This window comes from Thermofilum sp. (genome assembly GCA_038741495.1).
Taxonomy (GTDB): Archaea; Thermoproteota; Thermoprotei; order Thermofilales; family Thermofilaceae; genus Thermofilum.
Genome location: JAVYKX010000002.1, coordinates 425,230 through 444,118, shown reverse-complemented (window position 1 = coordinate 444,118; position 18,889 = coordinate 425,230). Strand labels below are relative to the sequence as shown.

Below are 18,889 nucleotides of genomic sequence, written 5' to 3'. Positions count from 1 at the left end.
AACTTCCACACCTTTACTGTGGATTCTCTGGTGAGACGGTGGCCGAGAGGGGTCGCGTCGGCACACACAGCCACATCAGGGGGTTGGGAGTCAGGGACGGTGAGCCGCTTCCGGTGGCGGAGGGGCTCGTGGGGCAGGTGGAGGCGCGGCGCGCCGCCTGGGTCATCGTCCAGCTGATAAAGTCTGGGAGGATGGCTGGGAGAGCTGTACTGCTCGTTGGCCCGCCGGGGACTGGAAAAACCGCTCTTGCCGTAGCAATAGCGAGAGAGCTCGGACCCGAGACACCCTTCATGGCGCTGAGCGGGAGCGAGATCTACTCTGCGGAGTTGAAGAAGACAGAGGTTCTCATGCAGGCTATGAGGAAGGCTATTGGCGTCAGGATAAGGGAGAGGAGGTGGATCTACGAGGGCGTTGTCGAGAAGATGGAGGTTCGCTACGGGAAACACCCGCTCAACCCCTACGCGGAGGTGCCGACTGGTGGCGTGATCACACTCAAAACAGATAAGGAAACGCGCACGCTCAGGGTTGACGCGAACATCATCTACCAGATGCTGCAGCGGGGCATCACTGAGGGTGACGTCATCTGGATCGACGAGGAAACAGGGCGCGTGACCAGGGTTGGGAGGGCTAAGGGTTACGCCGGCGACTACGATATCTCGCCTAAAGAGCTGGTGGACGTGCCGAGCGGGCCCATTTACAAGGAGAAGGAGTTTGTGTACACTCTCACGCTCCACGACCTCGATGAGATGCAGAGCAGGCGGGAGAGCTTGCTCTCCATACTCTTCGGCGGGTCTGCGCAGAGGGAGATACCGCCGGACGTAAGGGCTCAGGTGGATAGGACGGTTAAAGAGTGGGTAGAGTCGGGTAGGGCAGAGCTCCTGCCCGGCGTGCTCTTCATCGATGACGCGCACATGCTCGACATCGAAGCCTTCAGCTTCCTCTCAAGAGCTATGGAGAGCGAGCTCAGCCCGATAATCATCCTCGCGACCAACCGGGGGTTGACGAAGATCAGGGGCACAGACGTGGAGTCGCCCCACGGGATGCCCTTAGACCTCTTGGACAGGCTCCTGATAATCAAGACCAGCGAGTACACGGCCGACGAGATCAGGGAGATCATAAAGATCAGAAGCCACGAGGAGGGGGTCGACCTGAGCCCCGACGCTCTCGAATCCCTCGTCAGACTGGGAGTTGAGAGAAGCCTCAGGTACGCTGTGCAGCTACTCTACCCTGCGAAGATAGTGGCGGAGAGAAGGGGGAGGAGTAGGGTGGAGAGAGAAGATGTCGAGCAAGTCGCTAGGCTCTTCATAAGCACAAAGGAGTCGGCAGAGTACCTTAAGCAGTACGAGGAGAGGTTCCTCCGCTGAGAAGCCTCGAGAGCTCACGGCGGAAAGCCGCTGCCGTTGCCAGCGCGACCACCTGGCCTAGGTCGAGGAAGAGGGGGCTAGGGTCCCCTACCAGGTAGAAGAGAGGTAGCAGCGTCACGCGAGTTACCCCGCTGACGAAGAAAAGCACCATGTAGTGGTAAGCGATGAAGCTTATGGCAGAGCCTAGGAAAGCTAGCTTCAAGTAGTAGCGCTTATCGCTGTAGAGGAAGCCTGTAGCCAGCCACAGCGCGAGAGCCACCAGAGCGCCGCGCCAGGGGATGTACCAGGTGAAAGATCTGGGCACCGGATACGCGCTGACAACGTCCTCTATAGGCAGAAAAACGAAGAAAGCACTGATCAGCGTGGGAGACAGCAGAGACAGGAAGATTTTCCACCTCCTCACAGCTCCCACCGTCTAGGGCCCCGTGCTTGGCGCGACCGACAGTACGACGTTTAGCAGTAGCAGGAGCGCGGCGTACGTGCTTATAACGGTTGTCGCTGCACGAGCTCTCTTCCCCTGAGAACCGAGAGAGCTAATCGCCAGGGCGAGAAGCCTACCCCCGTCGAGCGGGTATAGAGGAAGCATGTTTAAGAGAGCTACGCTGCCGCTGACCACGGCAGTCCACCACAGCAAGCTGTAGAGCTGCTCGCTGCTGAGAGCCTGCTGAACGTAAACGCCCAGCATGGGCTTGCCCGGCTCGCCCGGCCTGGCTGAGAGGACGATGCTCACGTTAAGCGCAGTACCCCTTCTCACGACGGTTAAGCGAACGGAGTCCCCAGGCCTGTAGGAAGAGAGGATGGAGGAGAAGTCCTCCATTGTTCTAACCTGCCTGCCGTCCACGGCTACAATCACGTCCTCAGCCTGCAGCAGCCCGCTGGCCGGGTAGCCCGCCATCGTGCCTACAACCTTGACGCCGAGAGGCTGGACCAGCAGCTGCGCTAGCGCGATAACGAGTAGGAAGACGAGTAGGTTAGCAAAGCTCCCAGCTGCGTACACCCTAGCTTGAGAGCGGGGAGACCTCTTAGCGAGCTCGTTCTCGTCGAGCTCTGCGAAGCCTCCCGGGAACAGCACAGCTAGAAAGGCTCCCGCGGACTTCACTGGAATGCCTTCTGCAGCAGCAACCAGCGCGTGCATGAGCTCGTGGGGGAAAAGCGCCGCCAGCACCGCGAACGCGAAGAAAGGCAAAGCGTCGAGGCCGATGGTCCAGCCCGGGACCAACGGTATTACCGGGCTAGCGGAAGGGGATTTTTGCAGAAGCTGAATTAAGTTGATGTGGAGGAAAGCGAAACCGAGAGCCCCGGCCAGCACGCCTCCCGCGATGCTTAGATCCCCGAAGAGTCGGAAAACGCGAGCGCGACCCCTGCCCAGCTTCTCTATGTGCGAAGTGAAGGACGAGCCCCGCAAGACTATGATAGGCCCCTCTAGGCGAAGGCCCAGCCTCTCAGAGATCATCTTGCTTCTCGACAGGGCGTAGCTTACCCCGTACACCGCCGCGAGGCCTATCCCCAGCCACAGCAAGTCATTCAAGCTCAACTTGGCTCCCCACTCCGGGTACCTCGAACTCCACAGGGAACCTGTTATACTTTTCCATAATCAAGCGCCGCGCATCCCAGGCGGTTGAGTGGAGGGGCAGGATGAGCTCCATCCCCCTCCTGGCCAGGGACTTGAGGAAAGCTAGGTTCAATGAGTCTCTAACCGTCACGTTGAGACCACCCACTATGCCGCGCAAGCCCTTCAGGCGATCGAGGAAAACGCCGAAAGTTTCACGTAGCCCATGCACGCTGCACCCTACGAGCAGGATCCTTCCCGACGGGGTCTCCAGCAGCAGAGCCTGCTCCGGCCAAGGAGTCTTAGAGAGCACGATTGAGACCCCGGGGAGACCGGGGAGCTCCCTCATCTCGAAACCTCCAACCCCGTAGGATAGAGGGGGCGGCGGGAGAAGCGCCCCCTCGAGCAAGCCTAGCTGCTTCAAAGCTCCGAGGTGGTGCCAGTGCATGAGGCTCCCGACGGTTATGTCGGGTCTGACCTCCTCACCCATGAATCTCGAGTTCCACGAGAGGATGCTGCCGCTAGGCCCTCCGTCGAACAGGATCCTCCTGGAAGTGGTGCCGTAGCGGAGGGTTAGGAGGACGGAGAGCCCGTGGGCTGTAGCTACCCCTTCGATGGAGGGCATGTCGTCGACGAGCACTTTGAGCGTTAGCCTACTGATCATTTCGCAGCATTTATCGGCTCGCGGCAGTTAAACGTGATTGTGGCCGAAGTGCTGGAGGAGCTGCTCCGCGACGGGGGCCACAGCGTGGTTTACACTAAGGTAGAGGAGGTACTGGAGCCCCGCCTGGGCCCCCCGGTCGAGGAGGTTGTAAGGTCGGAGGTTCTGGTTAGGACGCTGAAGGAGAGGGGAATTCACCGCTTCTACGCTTTCCAAGCGGAAGCTATAGAGGCCATCAGGGAGGGGAAGAACGTCCTGATACTGGCGAGCACGGGCGCGGGAAAGACGGAAGCTTTCCTCGTGCCTATTCTCGATGAGATGCTCCTCGGAGACCCTTCAATTTCGGTCGTGATCTACCCGACCAAGGCGCTCGCGCGCGACCAGCTGGAGAGGATCAACGCCTACACGAGCGGTGTTTTCGGGCTCCGTGTAGCCACCTACGACGGTGACACGCCGGAGAAGGAGCGGGAGATGCTGTTCCAGTACCCCCCTAGGCTGCTGGTCACGAACCCTGACATGCTCCACCTCTCCCTCAGGCAGTCCCCGCGCTTCAGGGACCTGGTGAGAGGCGTTTCCCACGTAGTTCTCGACGACGCGCACGTGTACAGCGGTGTCTTCGGCTCGCACGTCCACTACGTGCTGAAGCGCCTGAGAAGAGCTATCGGAGCAGAACCGCAGCTGGTAGCAGCCTCGGCGACCATCGGCAACCCCGAAGAGTTCGCGGAGAAAATTCTCGGCAGCGACGCCTTCGTCGTGAACGCTGAGCCTGTCCGCAAGGCGCCTGTATACCACGTGATGCTGGAGCCTAAGACGAGGGCCAGGCGGGCTGAAGTCATCCACTTAATGAAGCTCCTTTCCGCGAAGGGCCTCCGGACTCTGGTCTTCGTCGACAGCCACAGGTTGGCCGAGAGCCTGGCCATCCTGGCCGAAAGGGAGGGCATCCGCGCCGCTGTGCACCGCGCCGGGCTGCTGCCTGAGGAGCGGAGGAAGATCGAGGCGAAGCTTAAGAGGGGGGAGCTCGACGCTGTGGTAGCGACGCCAACACTGGAGCTGGGCATTGATGTGGGGGAGCTGGACGCCGTAGTGATGTACGGCATCCCCCCGACCTTCTCTAAGTACGTTCAGAGAGCCGGCAGGGTGGGGCGGCGGGGCCGCGCAGGATACGTGCTTCTCGTTCTGGGCAACGACCCCATCAGCAGCTACTACGGGAGGCACCCCGAAGAGTACTACGGTCAGAGGCCAGACCCCGTGTTCGTCGAGCCGTGCAACGAAGAGGTGGCTAAGGTTCACCTGCTCTCGATGAGCACTGAGAGCGTTCTCAGAGTTTCCGAGCTGACAGAGTTCGAGAGAACGGTGGTGGAGAGCCTGCTCGGAGCTGGGCTCCTGAAGCTGGCGCAGGGAGGCTACCTCAGACCTACGAGGAAGGGGCTTGCGTTTCTGCGCGAGAGGGACAACATCCGGGGGGTGGGGGAGCAAGTGGTGATAGTCACCGATACGGGGCGCGTGATCGGCCACCGCGAGCTTCCTCAAGCACTCAAGGAGCTTTTCCCCGGAGCCATCTACCTCCACGGGGGGAGGGCCTACATGTCCCTGCGCCTCGAGGGTAAGCGTGCGGTGGTCAAGCTCCTCCCGGCGAAAGTGCCTCCGATCTCCACTTCGCCGCTACACTACACCGTGCCGGCGGAGGAGGAAATCCTCGCGTCCCGCAGAGCTTTCGGCATCCCGGTCAGCTACCTTAGCCTATCGGTGCAGGAGGTGGTGTATGGTTACGTCACGAAAACCTTCCCGGAGGGGCAGGTGATCTCCCAGAGGCTCCTTGAGAGCGAGCTGAGCTACTCGTTCAGGACGAAGGGGATTCTACTCGAGTTCCCGCCGAAAGCGGAATGGACGGATATGCAGAACGCGGAAGCTTTCCACGCAGTCGAGCACGCGCTGATCTACGCAGCCCAGATGGTCGTAGGCGCGGGACCCACAGACCTGGGGGGCATAAGCTTCCCGACAGGGCACATCTTCGTTTACGACGCTTTCCCGGGAGGTTCCGGCGTCAGCGCTAAGCTCTTCCAGGAGCTTGAGGAGGCGCTGAAGCGCGCCTACGACATAACGTCTAAGTGCAGCTGCGAGGACGGGTGCCCCCGCTGCATCTTCTCCCCCTACTGCGGCAACAACAACAAGGTGCTCTCGAGGAGGAAGGCTTCCGAGGTCTTAGCGGAGACGATAAGCCTCAAGCTGGCGCCGGTGCGCCTGGAGAGGTCTGGAAGGCCTCTTGTTTAACATCAGCCATCACGGCGAAAAACACTTGATAGAGTGCGCGGAGAAGGTGTGGGAAGCGATGCCGGAGAGTTTCCTCTACATCAGCGACGTACTGAAGCTGCCCGAGGGGGCGCGGGCGAGGACACGAGGCTGGGTTTACAGGAGGCGGGATCTCGGCGGTAAAGCTTTCGTCGTAGTCCGGGATCCTACGGGGATCCTGCAGTGCGTCTTCGAGCCTGGAACACCGGGTTTCGAGCACGCCAGCAAAGTCACTGTAGAATCTTCAGTTATCGTAAGCGGTGTAGTGAGAAACGACCCAAGGGCTCCCGGGGGGAAGGAGCTCAGAGGGGAAGAGCTTGCAATCGTGGGTCTCGCAGACAACTTCCCGATAAGGAAGGACGCTTCCAGAGAGTTCCTCCTCGAAGTGCGCCACCTGGCTATCAGGAGCAGGAAGCTTACCGCGGTTTTGAAAGTGCGCCACACCGTTTTCGCTGCGCTGCACGAGTACTTCAGGAGCAACGGGTACTACGAGGTACAGGCCCCCATGTTCATCTCCGCCGCCGTGGAGGGGGGCGCTACGCTATTCCCGGTGAAGTACGTTGACGGTAGCACCGTCTATCTGACGCAGTCCTCCCAGTTCTACTTAGAGGCGCTGATCTACAGCCTTGAGAAAGTTTACACTGTAGCACCATCGTTCAGGGCTGAGAAATCCCGGACACGCAGACACTTAACCGAGTTCTGGCACGCAGAGGCGGAGGTCGCGTGGGTGGGGCTGGAGGAGATCCTGAAAGTGGAGGAGGAGCTCGTCACGCATATTGTCGAGAGGGTTCTCGAGCAGAACAAGGATGAGCTCGAGCTCCTTGGAAGAGACCTCGAACCGCTGAAGAACGTCTGCCCACCGTTCCCGAGAATTAGCTACGATAAGGCGGTAGAGCTGTTGCAGTCCAGGGGTCTCGCGATCAAGTGGGGTGATGACCTCGGCGCAGATGAGGAGAGGGTACTTACGGAGTTCTTCGATAAGCCCTTCTTCCTCTACGGGTTCCCGGAGCAGGTAAAAGCGTTCTACCACAGGAACGATCCATCGAGACCTGAGGTTACTCTTTCGGCCGACCTCCTCGCCCCGGAAGGCTTCGGCGAGATTATAGGCGGCGGGGAGAGGATCTACGACCCGCGCGAGCTCGTGGAGAAGATTAAGCGCTTTGGGTTGAACCCGGCGGACTACCAGTGGTACATCGACCTCAGACGCTACGGGACGGTTCCCCACGCGGGCTTCGGGCTGGGGATGGATAGGCTTGTGATGTGGATTGCTGGGCTGGATCACATAGTGGACGCTCTCCCGTTCCCGAGAACCGTTTCGAGAACTTATCCCTAGGTTGTGAGGTGGAGGGTCTGTGTCAGGTAGAGCTCCGGCGGAGCACCTTCTATGGATCGGTGGGTGGAAGGAAGTTAGCCTGGTTGATGTGCTTGAGAACGTCAGCTTCACTTTGTGGACGGCGTTCTGCAACTTGAGCTGCCCTTGGTGCGCTAACTTTAAGCTCGCGAAAGGTAAGGATAGGAGGCTCGTCTCCGTCGAGGAGATAGCTGCAGCCGTGCGGGAGACCGCTGCAGTAGTCGACTACTTCCACGTTACTGGAGGTGAACCAACCCTCCAGTACAGGCCACTAGCACGCCTCTTGAAGCTAGTACGCGAAACTACAGGCTTGAAGCTGAGCTTCGACACGAACGCTATGCTGCCTCAGGCGCTCAAGCATATCCTAAGCGAAGTGAGCGTGGATCATGTAGCAGTCGACGTGAAAGCGCCTCTCGAAAACCCCCTCAAGTACGCTGCTGCGGCAGGTGTGAGCGCTAAAAACGGGGAAAAAGTGGTGGAGATGGTCGAGGAAGGACTGCTCTCGCTATCCGGGAGAGTCCCCTTCCTGGAGCTTAGAACTACGGTAGTTCCCAGCCTCCTCGACGAGGAGGACGTGCAGATAATCGCCACAGAGATCGCCCAGATGGGGCTTAAAGCCGAGAGGCTAGTCTACGTAGTGCAGCAGTTCATACCGTACCCTGATGTTCCCGCGGAGTACAGGTCTCTCCCGGCCACTCCAATCCACAAGCTCGAGAGAGCAGCTAGCACCGCCGCGCAGATCCTGAACGGTGTCGCGGAAGTGTGGGTGAGAACATTAGAGCAGGGGAGCAAGAGGGTGTCGCGCCCTGCTTCCTCCGCTCAGGAGGGACGATAAGGAGATGCCTTATTGACTCACCTTAATTGCAGAAAACATGCGGCATATAGAGGCTAGCGAAGAGGAGTGGCGGCATGCCTGTAGGCGATTACCCTGATCAGGTCGGCAGCGTCCTGGAAGTCGTCCGAGGCCAGCTCGATCAGGTTCGCAACCTCTACAAGGCTTAGGAAAGTCAAGGTGTCGATCTTCCCCTCGTTGACTAGCCTGCGGAGCTCGTGGATGAGCTCTGTGCGGAGCTCGTCCACTCTACGCTCACCAGCATCTATCTCGACAGCTGCCCTCACAGCGTAGAGGGGGGAAAGGCTCAGCAGCTTCAAGTTCTCTACTAGTCGGTCGGCGAGGCGCTCCGTCTCGAGCAGCATCCCGACCAGCAGCTCGTAAGCGCGGGTGAGCTCGGGCCCCCTTTTCGCCCAGAGCAGCCTCTCACTGCTCTCGAGCACAGCTCCCGCGACCTTGTCTATCTCCCCCACAAGCTTCTCGAACTCCGCCCTCCCCGATGAGGGGAGCAAACTTGACCATATCCTCCACACGATCTCTCGCTTAAGCGTATCCGCCCTCCTCTCGAGGGTTTTTATCCTCTTCACGTTCTCCTCCATCTCGCTCTGCCTGCCCTCGAAGAAACACCTAATCGTCTCGATATGGAGGCGCAGCACGTCGCGAATTATCTTCACATGCTCTATCACCAGGTCGAGGAAAGGCCACGTTGGTCTTGTTTCGCGGAAGATCACCGAGAAGGTAGTTGCCGAGAGCGCTAGTAGAACTCCCGTGTTCATAAAAGTCTCCCTTATGTGGTCTCCTGGGGCGGAGAGGAGCATGCTCCCTAGTAGAGCCCCGGTAAAGTACCCGGAGTCTCTCACCGCCCTATACAAGCCTATCGCGACGTCTCTCGCACCGGGAGGCGTGAGGTCGGCGACCGGGGTCGGCAGGATGGGGTAGTACATCGCGTAGCCAATGCCTATCAGCATTGCCACGAGTAGCGTTTCTGCTGGGCTGCCAGAGCTGGGGAGAAGGAGAAGCAGGCCCGCCGTGAACAGGAGACCTGCTGTGGAGATAAGCTTCCTTCCCACTCTATCAGAGTAGTAAGACCAGAAGGGCATCATTAGCGACCACATTACGAGGATAAGCGCCTGCGCGTAGCCCGCGTAGTAGGACCCCCATCCCCTCGCCACGACGAATAGCGGGAGAACACCCCAGACAATGCTGTCAGCAGTCTTCGCTACGTGGGCAGCCAGGAGGGCGGAGAGGGTGCTGGGGTTCCGGTAAATTAGCTTTAAGCTGAACTTCTCGCCACTCCCCCAGGACTCTTCGCCTGAAAACTGCTCTGCCTTCTTGACCTCCCTCACCCTCAGCGAGACTACGAGCGCCGAGATAGAAAACACAGCTATTAGGAGCAGCGGAGCTGCAGAGCCGCCGAGCACTAGGGCAGCGCCGCCCGCGTAGGCTCCCAGAGCGTATCCCAGGTAGCACGCGCTCTCGATATAGCTGAAAGAAAGGGCGGACTTCTCCAAGCCCAAGAGGCTACGCAGAATCATCGCTGAAGCTGCGAAGACGAAGCCCTCTCCTGCGCCGATCAGCACGTTCCCCAGGAAGAAGTTGAATGGCTGCGGCAGGAGCAGTACTGAGAGAGCGCCGATCGCGTAAAGCAGAGCACCTAGCCGGAGGACGCGGCTCCTGCCCCTGCTCTGAGCCAGGAGGGCGGCGAAGTAGTCTGCGAGCGCTTTGAAGATGCCGAAGGTGACTATTGGCGTGAGCGAGAGAGTGACGCCTAGGGTTCTGCTAACCTCTATGCTTAGGATGGTCCTCTGGATGCCGGTAGCGCTGCCTATGAAGACCTCCGTAGCCAATACGAGAAGCGCGATGGTACTTTCCCTCAAGATGCACCTTTCACATATTGATTTAAAAGAGTTTATATAGATTTCTGTAGGCTCTGCTGTTCGCGGGGCGAGCAGAAGAATTTAACCCCGCAGCTAGTGGGGAAAGAGGGGCGCCTGTGGAGAGCACTTTAAGCGCTGAGCGCTACCTGAGAGCAGGCTACAGGCTGGTCGGTAGCCATAGCGCGGTTGCTATCTGCCGCTGGGCACGCTCAGCTATCAAGGGAGGTAAGCTCTGCTACAAGAGCTGGTACGGGATCAAAAGCCATAGGTGCATCCAGATGACACCGGTTCTCAACTTCTGCGACTTCGCCTGCAAGTTCTGCTGGAGAATGCACCTGCCCGGTAGGTTCAAGATCCCTCCTGGCTGGAGATGGGATAGCCCCGCCGAAATTCTCGACAAGTCCATAGTCGCGCAGAGACTCCTGCTGATAGGCTTCAAGGGTAACCCGGCAGTATCCTCTGAGAGGTTCCTCGAGGCCATGTTCCCCCGCCACTTGACGATAAGCCTAGACGGTGAACCTCTCCTATACCCGAAGCTTGCTGAGCTCGTGAAGGAGGCGAAGAGCAGGGGGCTCACGGTGTTCCTGGTGACTAACGGCTCGATCCCGGTCAGGCTCAGAGAGCTGATGCGCAAGGATGCTCAGCCGACCAACCTCTACCTAAGCGTTTACGGCCCTAACAGGGAGGTCTTCGAGGCGGCAGCTGACCCACGTATACCGAGAGCGTGGGAGATGGTTAACGAGAGCCTAGAACTCCTGGGCAAATTCGGCGAGAGTAGGACTGTCGTGAGGCTTACGCTCGTTCGAGGACTGAACATGGTTGAGCCGGAGGGCTACGCTAAGCTGATCTCAAAAGCTTCTCCGATGTTCGTAGAGCTGAAAGGGTACACCTGGGTTGGCGAGAGCCAGAAGAGACTGCCCATAACGGCTATGCCGGAGATGAGAGAGCTCGAGAGCTTCGCCGCAAAGATCGCAGAGCACACCGGCTACTCGGTCAAGCTCACAGACGAGAAAAGCCGAGTTGTCCTTCTCGTCCGCGACGAGGAAGCTTGGGAGAAGAACTTGAAAATGGTTGAAGAGTGGCGGAAACTCGAGAAGGAGCGAGACGAGAAGATTTTCGAGAAGATAGTGGACTTCACTATGGATGATCACGGCTACACGATCCTGAGGTACTAAGCCGCGGCTGATAGCGGCATTTAAGAGGAAGCCGGGGTTCTGCACGATAACTTTAACGCGGAGCCGTTAGGTGAGAAGAAGGTGGAGTTACCTGCGGATAAGTGAAGCTGCAGAGCGAATCGCCGAGGCGGTAACTCAGAGAAAGCTGATCGTCATGCTCGCATCGTGCACTGTTAGCTACGAGGGAAGAACGGTCTCCAGGCTTGGAGAGGGGGAAAGGCTCATCATAGTAAAGCCGGACGGGTGTACTCTCGTCCACCGCCCCTACGGCTCTCTCCCCGTGAACTACCAGCCGGAGGGTTCACTCGTAAGCGTGAAGCGCGAAGAGGGTTCGCTCGTGATCGTTTCGGCAAGAGCTAAACCATCCGAGAAGCTGGTGATCAGAGTGACACGCGTGCTCCACCTCATCACCGCGGAAGTTGTAGATAACGCGGAGTTCGAGGTCGGCGGCTCTGAGCGCGAGATACGCGACGCTATTGCGGAGGCTGCTGAGCTCCTTCTCGGGGAGAAGCTGAAGCCCGTGGAGGTTGAAGCAAAGCTGAGCGGGGCTGGGTTCGCGGATCTCTTAATGGTGGACGAGCAAGGTAATTTCGTGGTCGTGGAAGTAAAGCGGGATAAAGCCGATGTGGAGGCAGTGTACCAGCTAAAGCGGTACGTTGAGCACATGAGGGGGGCGGTGGGCCCGAGAGTGAGGGGGATCCTGGCAGCACCGTCGATATCTAGGAAAGCTTTAACCGTCCTTGCTAGAGAGGGGCTCGAGTACCGCCGCTTAAACCTCAGGCGGTTGGTGAAGGTGAGGGAGGGGCTCACCAGATTCCTGGTCGAGGAGGGTTACGGGGGTGACGCCGGTGGCGGTGGCGTGCACGGTCTTTGAGGTAGCGGAGGAGGTGAGCCCCGGCGAGAGCGCCAGGAGACTGCGTAGTTACCGCGTGTCTCTCGGCGACCTGGAGTTTCTCGACATGAGAGTTGAGCTCGGCGTAGCTATACGAGATGTCGTTGAAACGCCTGAAGGTGTTTCCGGAGTTTTCGAGGAAGTTTTGCCGGTAAGCATCGAGGTCGATACGGTGTCGGCCAGAATACCTGTGCGGGTCCGGAACAGTTTCCGCCTGGCGTGGGTGAGAGGGGCTTGCTACGCGTTAGTATTCGCGAAGAGGAGGAGAGCGCTTAGAGTAGCTGACTCGCTTTCACACGCGCTCTTCGGAGAAGGGGGACGCCTGCAGGCGATGTACATCCCCCCAGAGAAGCTACGCAGGCTCTGCTCCAGAGAGGGGGTGAAGGTGAGGCAGGTTGTCCTGAAGAGCTACGGAGAAGGGTTGAAGACAGCGGTGCTCTACGGGGTGGATCTGCAGCTGCAGGAGCTGAGGAAAAGGTTTGCTGAGAGCCGAGAGGTGTACGTGGTTTACGAGGACGACGTCGGAGTGTTCGGTGTTGGAAGCGCTGGCTACGTGGTTACCTTCTCGATGCTCACCGAGAAGGAGCTTGAAGAGTACATCGCCGATAAGATAATCCCACTTCTCGAACCGCCAGCACCCTCGCAGTAGGGCCTCCCAGCGCAGTACCGCTCCCGCAAGCGCGCTGAGAAGAGCACGCATGAGAGCTTGAGCAGGCGCGCTGGCCGCCAGCGGGCTTCATAAAAAAGCCAGGGGAATCTTCTCGGAAGCTGTTCAGCGGAACCTTTCAATAGTCTTTGATAGATCTGGAGCCTGCGGCTTCCTGAGCGCTGGCGGCGGGCTCATCGCGTAGGCGAAGTAGTCCTCGAGCGTGGGCCTCTCCACCCTATAGAAGACGCCTATGGGCAATCTGTCCTCTTGCTGCGCGAGCCTGAGTGCTGCTTCGAAATCTGTTGGATCGTGAGACCCATCGATTTTGTATACTTTCTCCCGGAAGAGCTGGTAAGTATTGAAGAACGTTACGCAAGGCTGGAGAACTTCGATGAAAGCGAAGCCGCGGTGCAAGATCCCCTGCTTTATCAGCTCCTTCAGATGATCCGCTTCGCCGCTGAAGCCTCGAGCCACGAATGTCGCACCGCTCGCGAGAGCTAGGAGAAGAGGGTTGAGGGGCCTCTCGGGGTTGCCGAAAGGTGTCGACTTCGTCTTCACGCCCTGGGGGGTTGTCGGCGTCACCTGGCCCGTTGTCAGCCCGAAAATCATGTTGTCGTGAACGATAAGCGTGATGTCAATGTTCCTGCGTGCAGCGTGGGGTAGGTGCCCTAGCCCTATCGCGTAGGCATCTCCGTCACCGGCGTGAGCAATGACCGTCAGGTTAGGGTTAGCCAGCTTGATGCCGGTAGCTAGCGGGAGAGTCCTGCCGTGGATAGTGTGGAACGCGTTCGCCCTAACGTAGTCGCTCATCCTCCCGTGGCAGCCGATACCGGTGACGATAACCACCTCCTCCGGCTTAAGGTCCAACTCGGCGAGAGCCCTCCTGAGTGCAGTGAGTACCGCGAAGTTCCCGCAGCCTGGGCACCACACAGGGCGCTTCTTCGTGTCGTAGACCCTCTCGTCCATGAGATCACCTCATGTGCATTTTTACAAACTCCACTACCTCCTCCGGATCCAGCGGCCTCCCATCGTACCTGCCGAGGAAGCCTTCCGGCTGCCGAAGGACATGCTCCCTAATAAGCGAGACGAGCTGCCCCCTCATGTTGTTCTCGACCACGAGGAGCTTACGCCCGGATACCTCCTGCGCGAAGCTTTCAGCGGGGAAAGGCTCTAGCCACACGAGTTGAACGAGCTTAACTCCCTCAAGCTCGCGAAGAGCTTCGCGGGCAACCATGGTCGTAGATCCCCACGTCGCCAGCACGACCTGCCCCTCGCCGTAAACCTTAACACCTTTCCTCTCAGCCTCCGCTCTAAGCGAGCGGAGCTTGAGGAACCTCTTCTCCTGCATTGCCCTGACAACGGCAGGGTCAATGGTTCCGAAACCGTACTCGTCGTGCTCGCTGGTGTTCGCGTAGACAAGCGCCCCCCTGGTGCCGGGAACCGCCATCGGAGAAACTCCGTCCCCGGTTAAGCGATACCTGGCGTAATCGCCCTGAACCTCTCCTCGAAGCACCCTGCCTTCCTCTGGCTCGAGCCTAGGCAGGTCTGGGATCGTCCAGAAGCTCTCGGCGAGAAACTTATCGGAGAGAACGATCACCGGCACCTGGTACTTCCAGGCAATGTTCATCGCTTCGCAGCCCAGCTCATAGGCCTCGAGGGGGTTCGAGGGGGCCAGCACAACTCTGGGAAACTCACCTTGAGAAGCGTGGAGCACGAACCTCAAGTCGCTCTGAGCAGTGTGTGTCGGCATTCCAGTGCTCGGTCCAGGCCTCTGCACATTAACGATAACCACTGGGGTCTCTGTCATGGCTGCTTGCCCGAGCGCCTCAACCATCAAGGAGAAGCCTCCGCCGCTGGTAGCAACAGCCGCTCTAGCGCCGGCGTAGGCAGCTCCTATCGCCATGTTGATGGCCGCGAGCTCGCTCTCCGGCTGGAAGACGACGATGCCGTACTCCCTCTGTATCTCAGCGAGGAAGTGCAGGATCGGCGAGGCCGGGGTCATGGGGTACGAGAAGAAAGCCGTCATGCCTCCCGCCAGGAGCCCCAGAGCTAACGCGGAGTTCCCATCTATGAGCAGGCGCCTCGAGGAGCTGAGCCGTTTAAGCTGAAATCGCACTCTGCGCCTAAGCTCGACGCCCATTGAGTAGCCCTTTTCCGCCAGCTTCACGTTAACTTCCGCAACCTCTCTCGAGCGGAACTGGCTCGCCACAGCGGACTTCAGCAGCTCTACATCACCCCCAAGCGCCCCGACGATCGCGCCGACGCCTACAGTGTTGATGCTGACAGTGGGAGCTCCGAGCTCCTTCACGGCCTCGCGGAAAGGCAGGGGTACGACCCTGGGGTCCTCAACCCCCTTATCGGCGGTGTCGCATACCGCTAAACCCTCACTCCCGAGCTTGGATAGATTCGATCCCAGCGCCTGCTTGTCGAGGGCCAGCAGCAAGTCGACTCTTCTCCTGTGGGAGTAGACAGGGCTCTCCGCAGAGGCTACCACTAGCGCCCACTGCTGTCCCCCCCTGATGAGCGAGGGGTACTCGTTAGTAATGAAAACCTCGTAGCCGTGCCTCAGGAGGGTTTTTCCAAGCATGTTGCTGGTTGCGAAAACACCGGCGCCGGCGGGACCCGCAATAAGCACGTGAAGAGCTTCCATCAGTCCCCCTCGAACTATGTAAAGGGGTTATTAAATTCTATTTTTGCCGGTAGCCCGTAACAACTTCTAAAGTTCAAGCATCCTGAGATTCCGGAGGACTTTCTCCCTAACCTTCTGGGGCTCCGGCGGCTCCTCCACCACTTCCCCGTCCTTCATGACGACCCTAGTCAGCCTGCTCATGGGGCCCCCGCAGCGGGGACAGGAAGGCTCTTCATCAAGGAGCGCTACTGCATCCACACCGCAGGAGCTGCACCGGTAGAGCGCTTTCCTCCCGGAAAGTTTACCCCTCTTGGCCACCGGCACCCACTCACCGTTTCTCATAACCGCGACGATATCCATTGCGAAATCGATGGGAGGGGCAGCTGCTATAGCCGCTCCCACACCGAACGCGTCTGCGCCTGCAGAAGCTAGAGAAGGTATCTTGTACTCGTCGACGCCGCCCGAGACAACAACTTTCACGTCCTCGCGGCCCATAACCTTCAGCTTCCACTTCACCTCCCTGATGATATCCTCCATGCTGCCCCTCCTACTTCCGGGTGTATCCAGCCTCACAGCCCAGAGGCGCTCGCCCAAAGCCTTTACAGCCAGCTGCGCCTCCTCTACCTCGTCGTAGAAGGTGTCGGCCAGCACTACCCGCGGCACGTCGGGCTCGACGACCTCGTCGAATGCTTTCCACGCAAGTGTGTGATCCCCGTAGAAAGCCCTGAAAAGTATCATGAGGCTATGCGGCATAGTTCCTGTAGGTCTTATACCGAGAGCCTGGGCGCCCGAAACCGCTGAGACACCGTCGGCGCCTCCGATGTAAGCGTAGTACTCGACGAACGTTGAGAGGGCGGGGTGCTGGCGCCTAGCACCGAACGATAAAACCAGCTTCTCGCCAGCCGCTTTCTTCACCCTCGCAGCCTTCGTAGATATCCCGGAGGCAGAGGCGAGAAAGCCCAGAACAGGGGTTTCGAGCTCAAGGAACTCTCCGTAGGGTCCCTCGATAGACATCACAGGAACCTTGTACCCGCGGTAGTCCGTCTTCCTAAAGTACTCACCTTCCTCGATGGAGTAAACGGTGACCCTGCGGCCCCTGAGCAGCTTCAAAACCTCGCGAAGCCCTGCGAAGATAGCCCAGGAGTAGCCTTCCGGGAGACCGCTAACCGTCACTTCAGCGTGCACCACGGCATCGAGGAGGCCGTACTTCTCGAGAATCTTCCTGGTTCTGACAAAGTAAATGTCCGTTGTCAGCCCCTGCTTGACCTCGTCGAAAGTCGCGTAGATGAACCTCTCCCCCTTCTCCCGCTCCACACCTCTCAGCAGACAAGGGAAAGCTAAAAACCTTCCCATAGGGGCTGCGGGGGAGAAGTTGGTGCGGCCGCCGGGATTTGAACCCGGGATCTCCGCGCCTGAAGGCTCTGCGGCGTGGCAGGCCGCCATCCTACCAGACTAGACTACGGCCGCCGGAGGCTAAGAAGTAAGAGGGTTCTTTTAAGTTTTCCGCGCCTGGGTCAAGCAGGCAGAAGAAGTTAGGGGGAGGCGGTGCCTGCTGTCCCCTCTGCTGTTCCTCCGCGAGTCTTCAGGAGCGCAGCCAGCTTCGAGGGCTCGGGGTGGTACAGACGCAGCCTCTGCTTCACCTTTGACCCCATCACGCTCTGCTCCATCTCTATCTCCACGAACTTGCGCCTAGTGTTCACGACAACGCGCCCCTCTATCGGGAACTTCACGGGAAGCCTTTCGTCCACTATCAGCCCCGCGGAAGTGATCTTGTAAGTTGTGGCTATGGAGAGTGTCCCAACCCGCGCTTGGGCTCGCCGCGCGTACAAGCCTATGAGAGTAGAAGCTGCGTAGAAGAAGCCGTATAGCGCAAGGAAAGAGAAGAAGCTGGCGAGCCGCTCGTCGCGAGTTAGCGAAGAGCCGATACCCATGAACAGTTCGCGAGTCTGGGGAACCGAGTAGACCACCAGGAAGAGAACTATGGAAAGGAAAGGAAGCATAGCGTACTTCATCTGGGCGGAGAGCTCTGGCCGCGTGTACTGGAAATCGCGCTCGCGAAGTTTGAGAACCTCATCGCGAGGAGCCTCGTACACGAGAGCACCCTTGCTAACGTAGTCGATATCTCTCAGAATCCCTCTAGCCTGCCGGCCAGTCACCAGGAAGAGAATCCCCATGAACACCGCGAAGTAGAGAATGAAGAAGAGGCCTGTCTGCTCGGGAAACATCGCGCTGATGAACGCAAACATCACCATCAACACGATACCTATCAGGTACTGAAGAGCGATTGCGCTCATACGTGCCCTATCGAGCGAGCTGCCTTTAAAGCCAGCGGTAGCTGAGCGGGAGAGCCTAAGGGGCTAGAGCCTAGGGAGCAGGCGGCCAACGCGTCAGTGAGGGACTCTTGGAAAAAATTAATTTTTAGGAGATTTGGGGGAAGCTGGCGGATGCATTGGGAAAAAATCTTACTTGTTGCGGCGATCTCCATATCTCTTATCCTGGCAATCACTCTGCTCGCTGTCTACTTAGAGCTTGTGAAAATTCAGGTGGAGCTTCTCGAGGTGAAGGAAAAGCTAGCTGCTGTGAAAACGGACGTCAACAACGTAGAGAAAGCCCTTACGGGCAGCAGCGTCTTAGTTAGCACTGACGTTCTCCTCGCATGCGAGAACATGACCCTCAGCTGTGGGAGAGTTTACACTTATGCGGGTTCTCCTGCGCTCCTCCCCTTATCTAGCTGCACAGCCCTGGAGGTGGAGGGTAACGGAAGCACAATTAGAGTTGTCTCCGTGCCGGCTTTCGGCGTAGGAGGGAATTGGGAGCTCAGAATCTGCAGGGGCGAGGTGTGCACTCCCTCCAGCTTGATGCAAAGTTTATGGGGAGGAGAGAAATTGATCCTGACATGCGCTCTCGAGAAACCATAGCGGTTCTTCTTCTACTGGTCGCGCTGCCCGCGCTGGCTCAGGAAGATTTTCCAGCGGTACTCCTCACCTCCCACCCGAGCGAAGTGAAGGCGCGTGTAGGCGATGTAGTAGCGCTAACGATCACCATCTCCAACGGAGGCAGCGGAGCCGCCTTGAACACTTTTCTCCAGCTCGCTGCCGCGGGCTGTTTGGAAGTCTCGATAGACGGGCTAGCTTGGCGGAGAAACATGAGTATCAGGCTGGGAGACCTCCCAGCTAGGAGCAGCCTTAGGCAACTAGTCTTCTTGAGAAGCTGCGGTCAAGGTAACGCTACGCTCATAATCACGGCCTTTGCGGACAACCACGACCCAGTACTTCTACATGTAGCGGTTTACTACGCACAGGCTGAGGAGAGCTCCGGGCTGCAACTTACTCACCTGGCTGTAGCGGCATTAGCAGCGGTAGTGCTGGCTCTCGTCGCATTCTTTCACGCAAAGAGAAAGACCAAGCAGAGGAGGAAAGCGAATCGCGGAAAAAGCCGAGCTCGGCTTTAGAACTCTTCCTCCTCTTCTTCCTCCCACTCTTCCTCTTCTTCTTCTTCCCACTCCTCTTCTCCGAATTCGCCCCACTCCTCTTCTTCTTCCTCCTCTTCCCACTCTTCCTCCTCTTCCTCCCACTCCTCTTCTTCGTCTCTAAGTAGGGCTCTTAGTTTCATGTTGGGTCA

At 58.6% G+C, this 18,889-nt stretch carries 18 protein-coding genes and 1 tRNA gene; 9 read left to right on the top strand and 10 right to left on the bottom strand.

Annotated elements, in window-relative coordinates:
* Positions 1-38 precede the first annotated feature (38 nt).
* Complete coding sequence (locus QXU72_07120) at positions 39-1,364, top strand: RuvB-like helicase (GenBank protein MEM0495008.1); 1,326 nt, start codon at positions 39-41, stop codon at positions 1,362-1,364.
* On the opposite strand, the gene QXU72_07115 is transcribed toward QXU72_07120, so the two are convergent.
* Genes QXU72_07115 through QXU72_07105 form a run of 3 tightly spaced genes read right to left on the bottom strand, consistent with a single transcriptional unit; the run spans position 1,333 to position 3,577 of the window.
* Entirely contained in the window at positions 1,333-1,767 is a 435-nt protein-coding gene (locus QXU72_07115; GenBank protein ID MEM0495007.1) for a hypothetical protein, read from the bottom strand. The genes QXU72_07120 and QXU72_07115 overlap by 32 nt on opposite strands.
* A gap of 12 nt (positions 1,768-1,779) precedes the next feature.
* Complete coding sequence (locus tag QXU72_07110; protein ID MEM0495006.1) at positions 1,780-2,892, bottom strand: site-2 protease family protein; 1,113 nt, start codon at positions 2,890-2,892, stop codon at positions 1,780-1,782.
* A complete protein-coding gene (locus tag QXU72_07105; protein ID MEM0495005.1) occupies positions 2,885-3,577 on the bottom strand; it encodes a hypothetical protein in 693 nt (230 codons plus the stop codon). The genes QXU72_07110 and QXU72_07105 overlap by 8 nt, the downstream gene beginning before the upstream one ends.
* Positions 3,578-3,616: 39 nt before the next feature.
* Between QXU72_07105 and QXU72_07100 the strand changes: the two genes are divergently transcribed.
* Genes QXU72_07100 through QXU72_07090 form a run of 3 tightly spaced genes read left to right on the top strand, consistent with a single transcriptional unit; the run spans position 3,617 to position 8,049 of the window.
* Complete coding sequence (locus tag QXU72_07100) at positions 3,617-5,845, top strand: DEAD/DEAH box helicase (GenBank protein ID MEM0495004.1); 2,229 nt, start codon at positions 3,617-3,619, stop codon at positions 5,843-5,845.
* Positions 5,846-5,903: 58 nt separating this feature from the next.
* The gene (gene asnS, locus QXU72_07095) at positions 5,904-7,196 is read left to right on the top strand and encodes an asparagine--tRNA ligase (GenBank protein MEM0495003.1); all 1,293 of its coding nucleotides are present in this window, start codon (positions 5,904-5,906) and stop codon (positions 7,194-7,196) included.
* A gap of 19 nt (positions 7,197-7,215) precedes the next feature.
* Complete coding sequence (locus tag QXU72_07090) at positions 7,216-8,049, top strand: anaerobic ribonucleoside-triphosphate reductase activating protein (protein ID MEM0495002.1); 834 nt, start codon at positions 7,216-7,218, stop codon at positions 8,047-8,049.
* A gap of 53 nt (positions 8,050-8,102) precedes the next feature.
* Here QXU72_07090 and QXU72_07085 read toward each other — a convergent pair whose 3' ends face one another.
* Complete coding sequence (locus QXU72_07085) at positions 8,103-9,923, bottom strand: MFS transporter (GenBank protein ID MEM0495001.1); 1,821 nt, start codon at positions 9,921-9,923, stop codon at positions 8,103-8,105.
* Positions 9,924-10,039: 116 nt separating this feature from the next.
* Here QXU72_07085 and twy1 point away from each other — a divergent pair, with 116 nt between their 5' ends.
* From twy1 to QXU72_07070, 3 genes are all read left to right on the top strand, one after another.
* A complete protein-coding gene (twy1, locus tag QXU72_07080) occupies positions 10,040-11,098 on the top strand; it encodes a 4-demethylwyosine synthase TYW1 (GenBank protein ID MEM0495000.1) in 1,059 nt (352 codons plus the stop codon).
* 70 nt (positions 11,099-11,168) lie between these two features.
* Positions 11,169-11,972, top strand: coding sequence for an endonuclease NucS (gene nucS, locus QXU72_07075; GenBank protein MEM0494999.1), 804 nt, complete (start codon positions 11,169-11,171; stop codon positions 11,970-11,972).
* Positions 11,947-12,639, top strand: coding sequence for a hypothetical protein (locus QXU72_07070; GenBank protein MEM0494998.1), 693 nt, complete (start codon positions 11,947-11,949; stop codon positions 12,637-12,639). The genes nucS and QXU72_07070 overlap by 26 nt, the downstream gene beginning before the upstream one ends.
* Before the next feature lie 123 nt (positions 12,640-12,762).
* On the opposite strand, the gene QXU72_07065 is transcribed toward QXU72_07070, so the two are convergent.
* The 5 genes from QXU72_07065 to QXU72_07045 form a co-directional block, all read right to left on the bottom strand.
* On the bottom strand, positions 12,763-13,605 hold the full coding sequence (locus QXU72_07065) for a thiamine pyrophosphate-dependent enzyme (GenBank protein ID MEM0494997.1): 843 nt from the start codon (positions 13,603-13,605) through the stop codon (positions 12,763-12,765).
* A 4-nt stretch (positions 13,606-13,609) separates the two neighbouring features.
* Positions 13,610-15,289 (bottom strand): 2-oxoacid:acceptor oxidoreductase subunit alpha, encoded by a 1,680-nt coding sequence (locus QXU72_07060; GenBank protein MEM0494996.1) that lies wholly within the window; start codon positions 15,287-15,289, stop codon positions 13,610-13,612.
* Between the two features lie 66 nt (positions 15,290-15,355).
* Complete coding sequence (locus QXU72_07055) at positions 15,356-16,582, bottom strand: nicotinate phosphoribosyltransferase (GenBank protein ID MEM0494995.1); 1,227 nt, start codon at positions 16,580-16,582, stop codon at positions 15,356-15,358.
* Between the two features lie 59 nt (positions 16,583-16,641).
* A tRNA-Gly gene (locus tag QXU72_07050) sits at positions 16,642-16,735 on the bottom strand.
* A 65-nt stretch (positions 16,736-16,800) separates the two neighbouring features.
* Positions 16,801-17,562 (bottom strand): DUF2208 family protein, encoded by a 762-nt coding sequence (locus QXU72_07045; protein ID MEM0494994.1) that lies wholly within the window; start codon positions 17,560-17,562, stop codon positions 16,801-16,803.
* A 150-nt stretch (positions 17,563-17,712) separates the two neighbouring features.
* Between QXU72_07045 and QXU72_07040 the strand changes: the two genes are divergently transcribed.
* Both QXU72_07040 and QXU72_07035 read left to right on the top strand, forming a co-directional pair.
* Positions 17,713-18,186, top strand: coding sequence for a hypothetical protein (locus QXU72_07040; GenBank protein ID MEM0494993.1), 474 nt, complete (start codon positions 17,713-17,715; stop codon positions 18,184-18,186).
* A complete protein-coding gene (locus QXU72_07035; protein MEM0494992.1) occupies positions 18,165-18,719 on the top strand; it encodes a hypothetical protein in 555 nt (184 codons plus the stop codon). Before QXU72_07040 ends, QXU72_07035 begins: the two co-directional genes overlap by 22 nt.
* Here QXU72_07035 and QXU72_07030 read toward each other — a convergent pair.
* A complete protein-coding gene (locus QXU72_07030; protein MEM0494991.1) occupies positions 18,716-18,880 on the bottom strand; it encodes a hypothetical protein in 165 nt (54 codons plus the stop codon). The genes QXU72_07035 and QXU72_07030 overlap by 4 nt on opposite strands.
* Positions 18,881-18,889 lie beyond the last annotated feature (9 nt).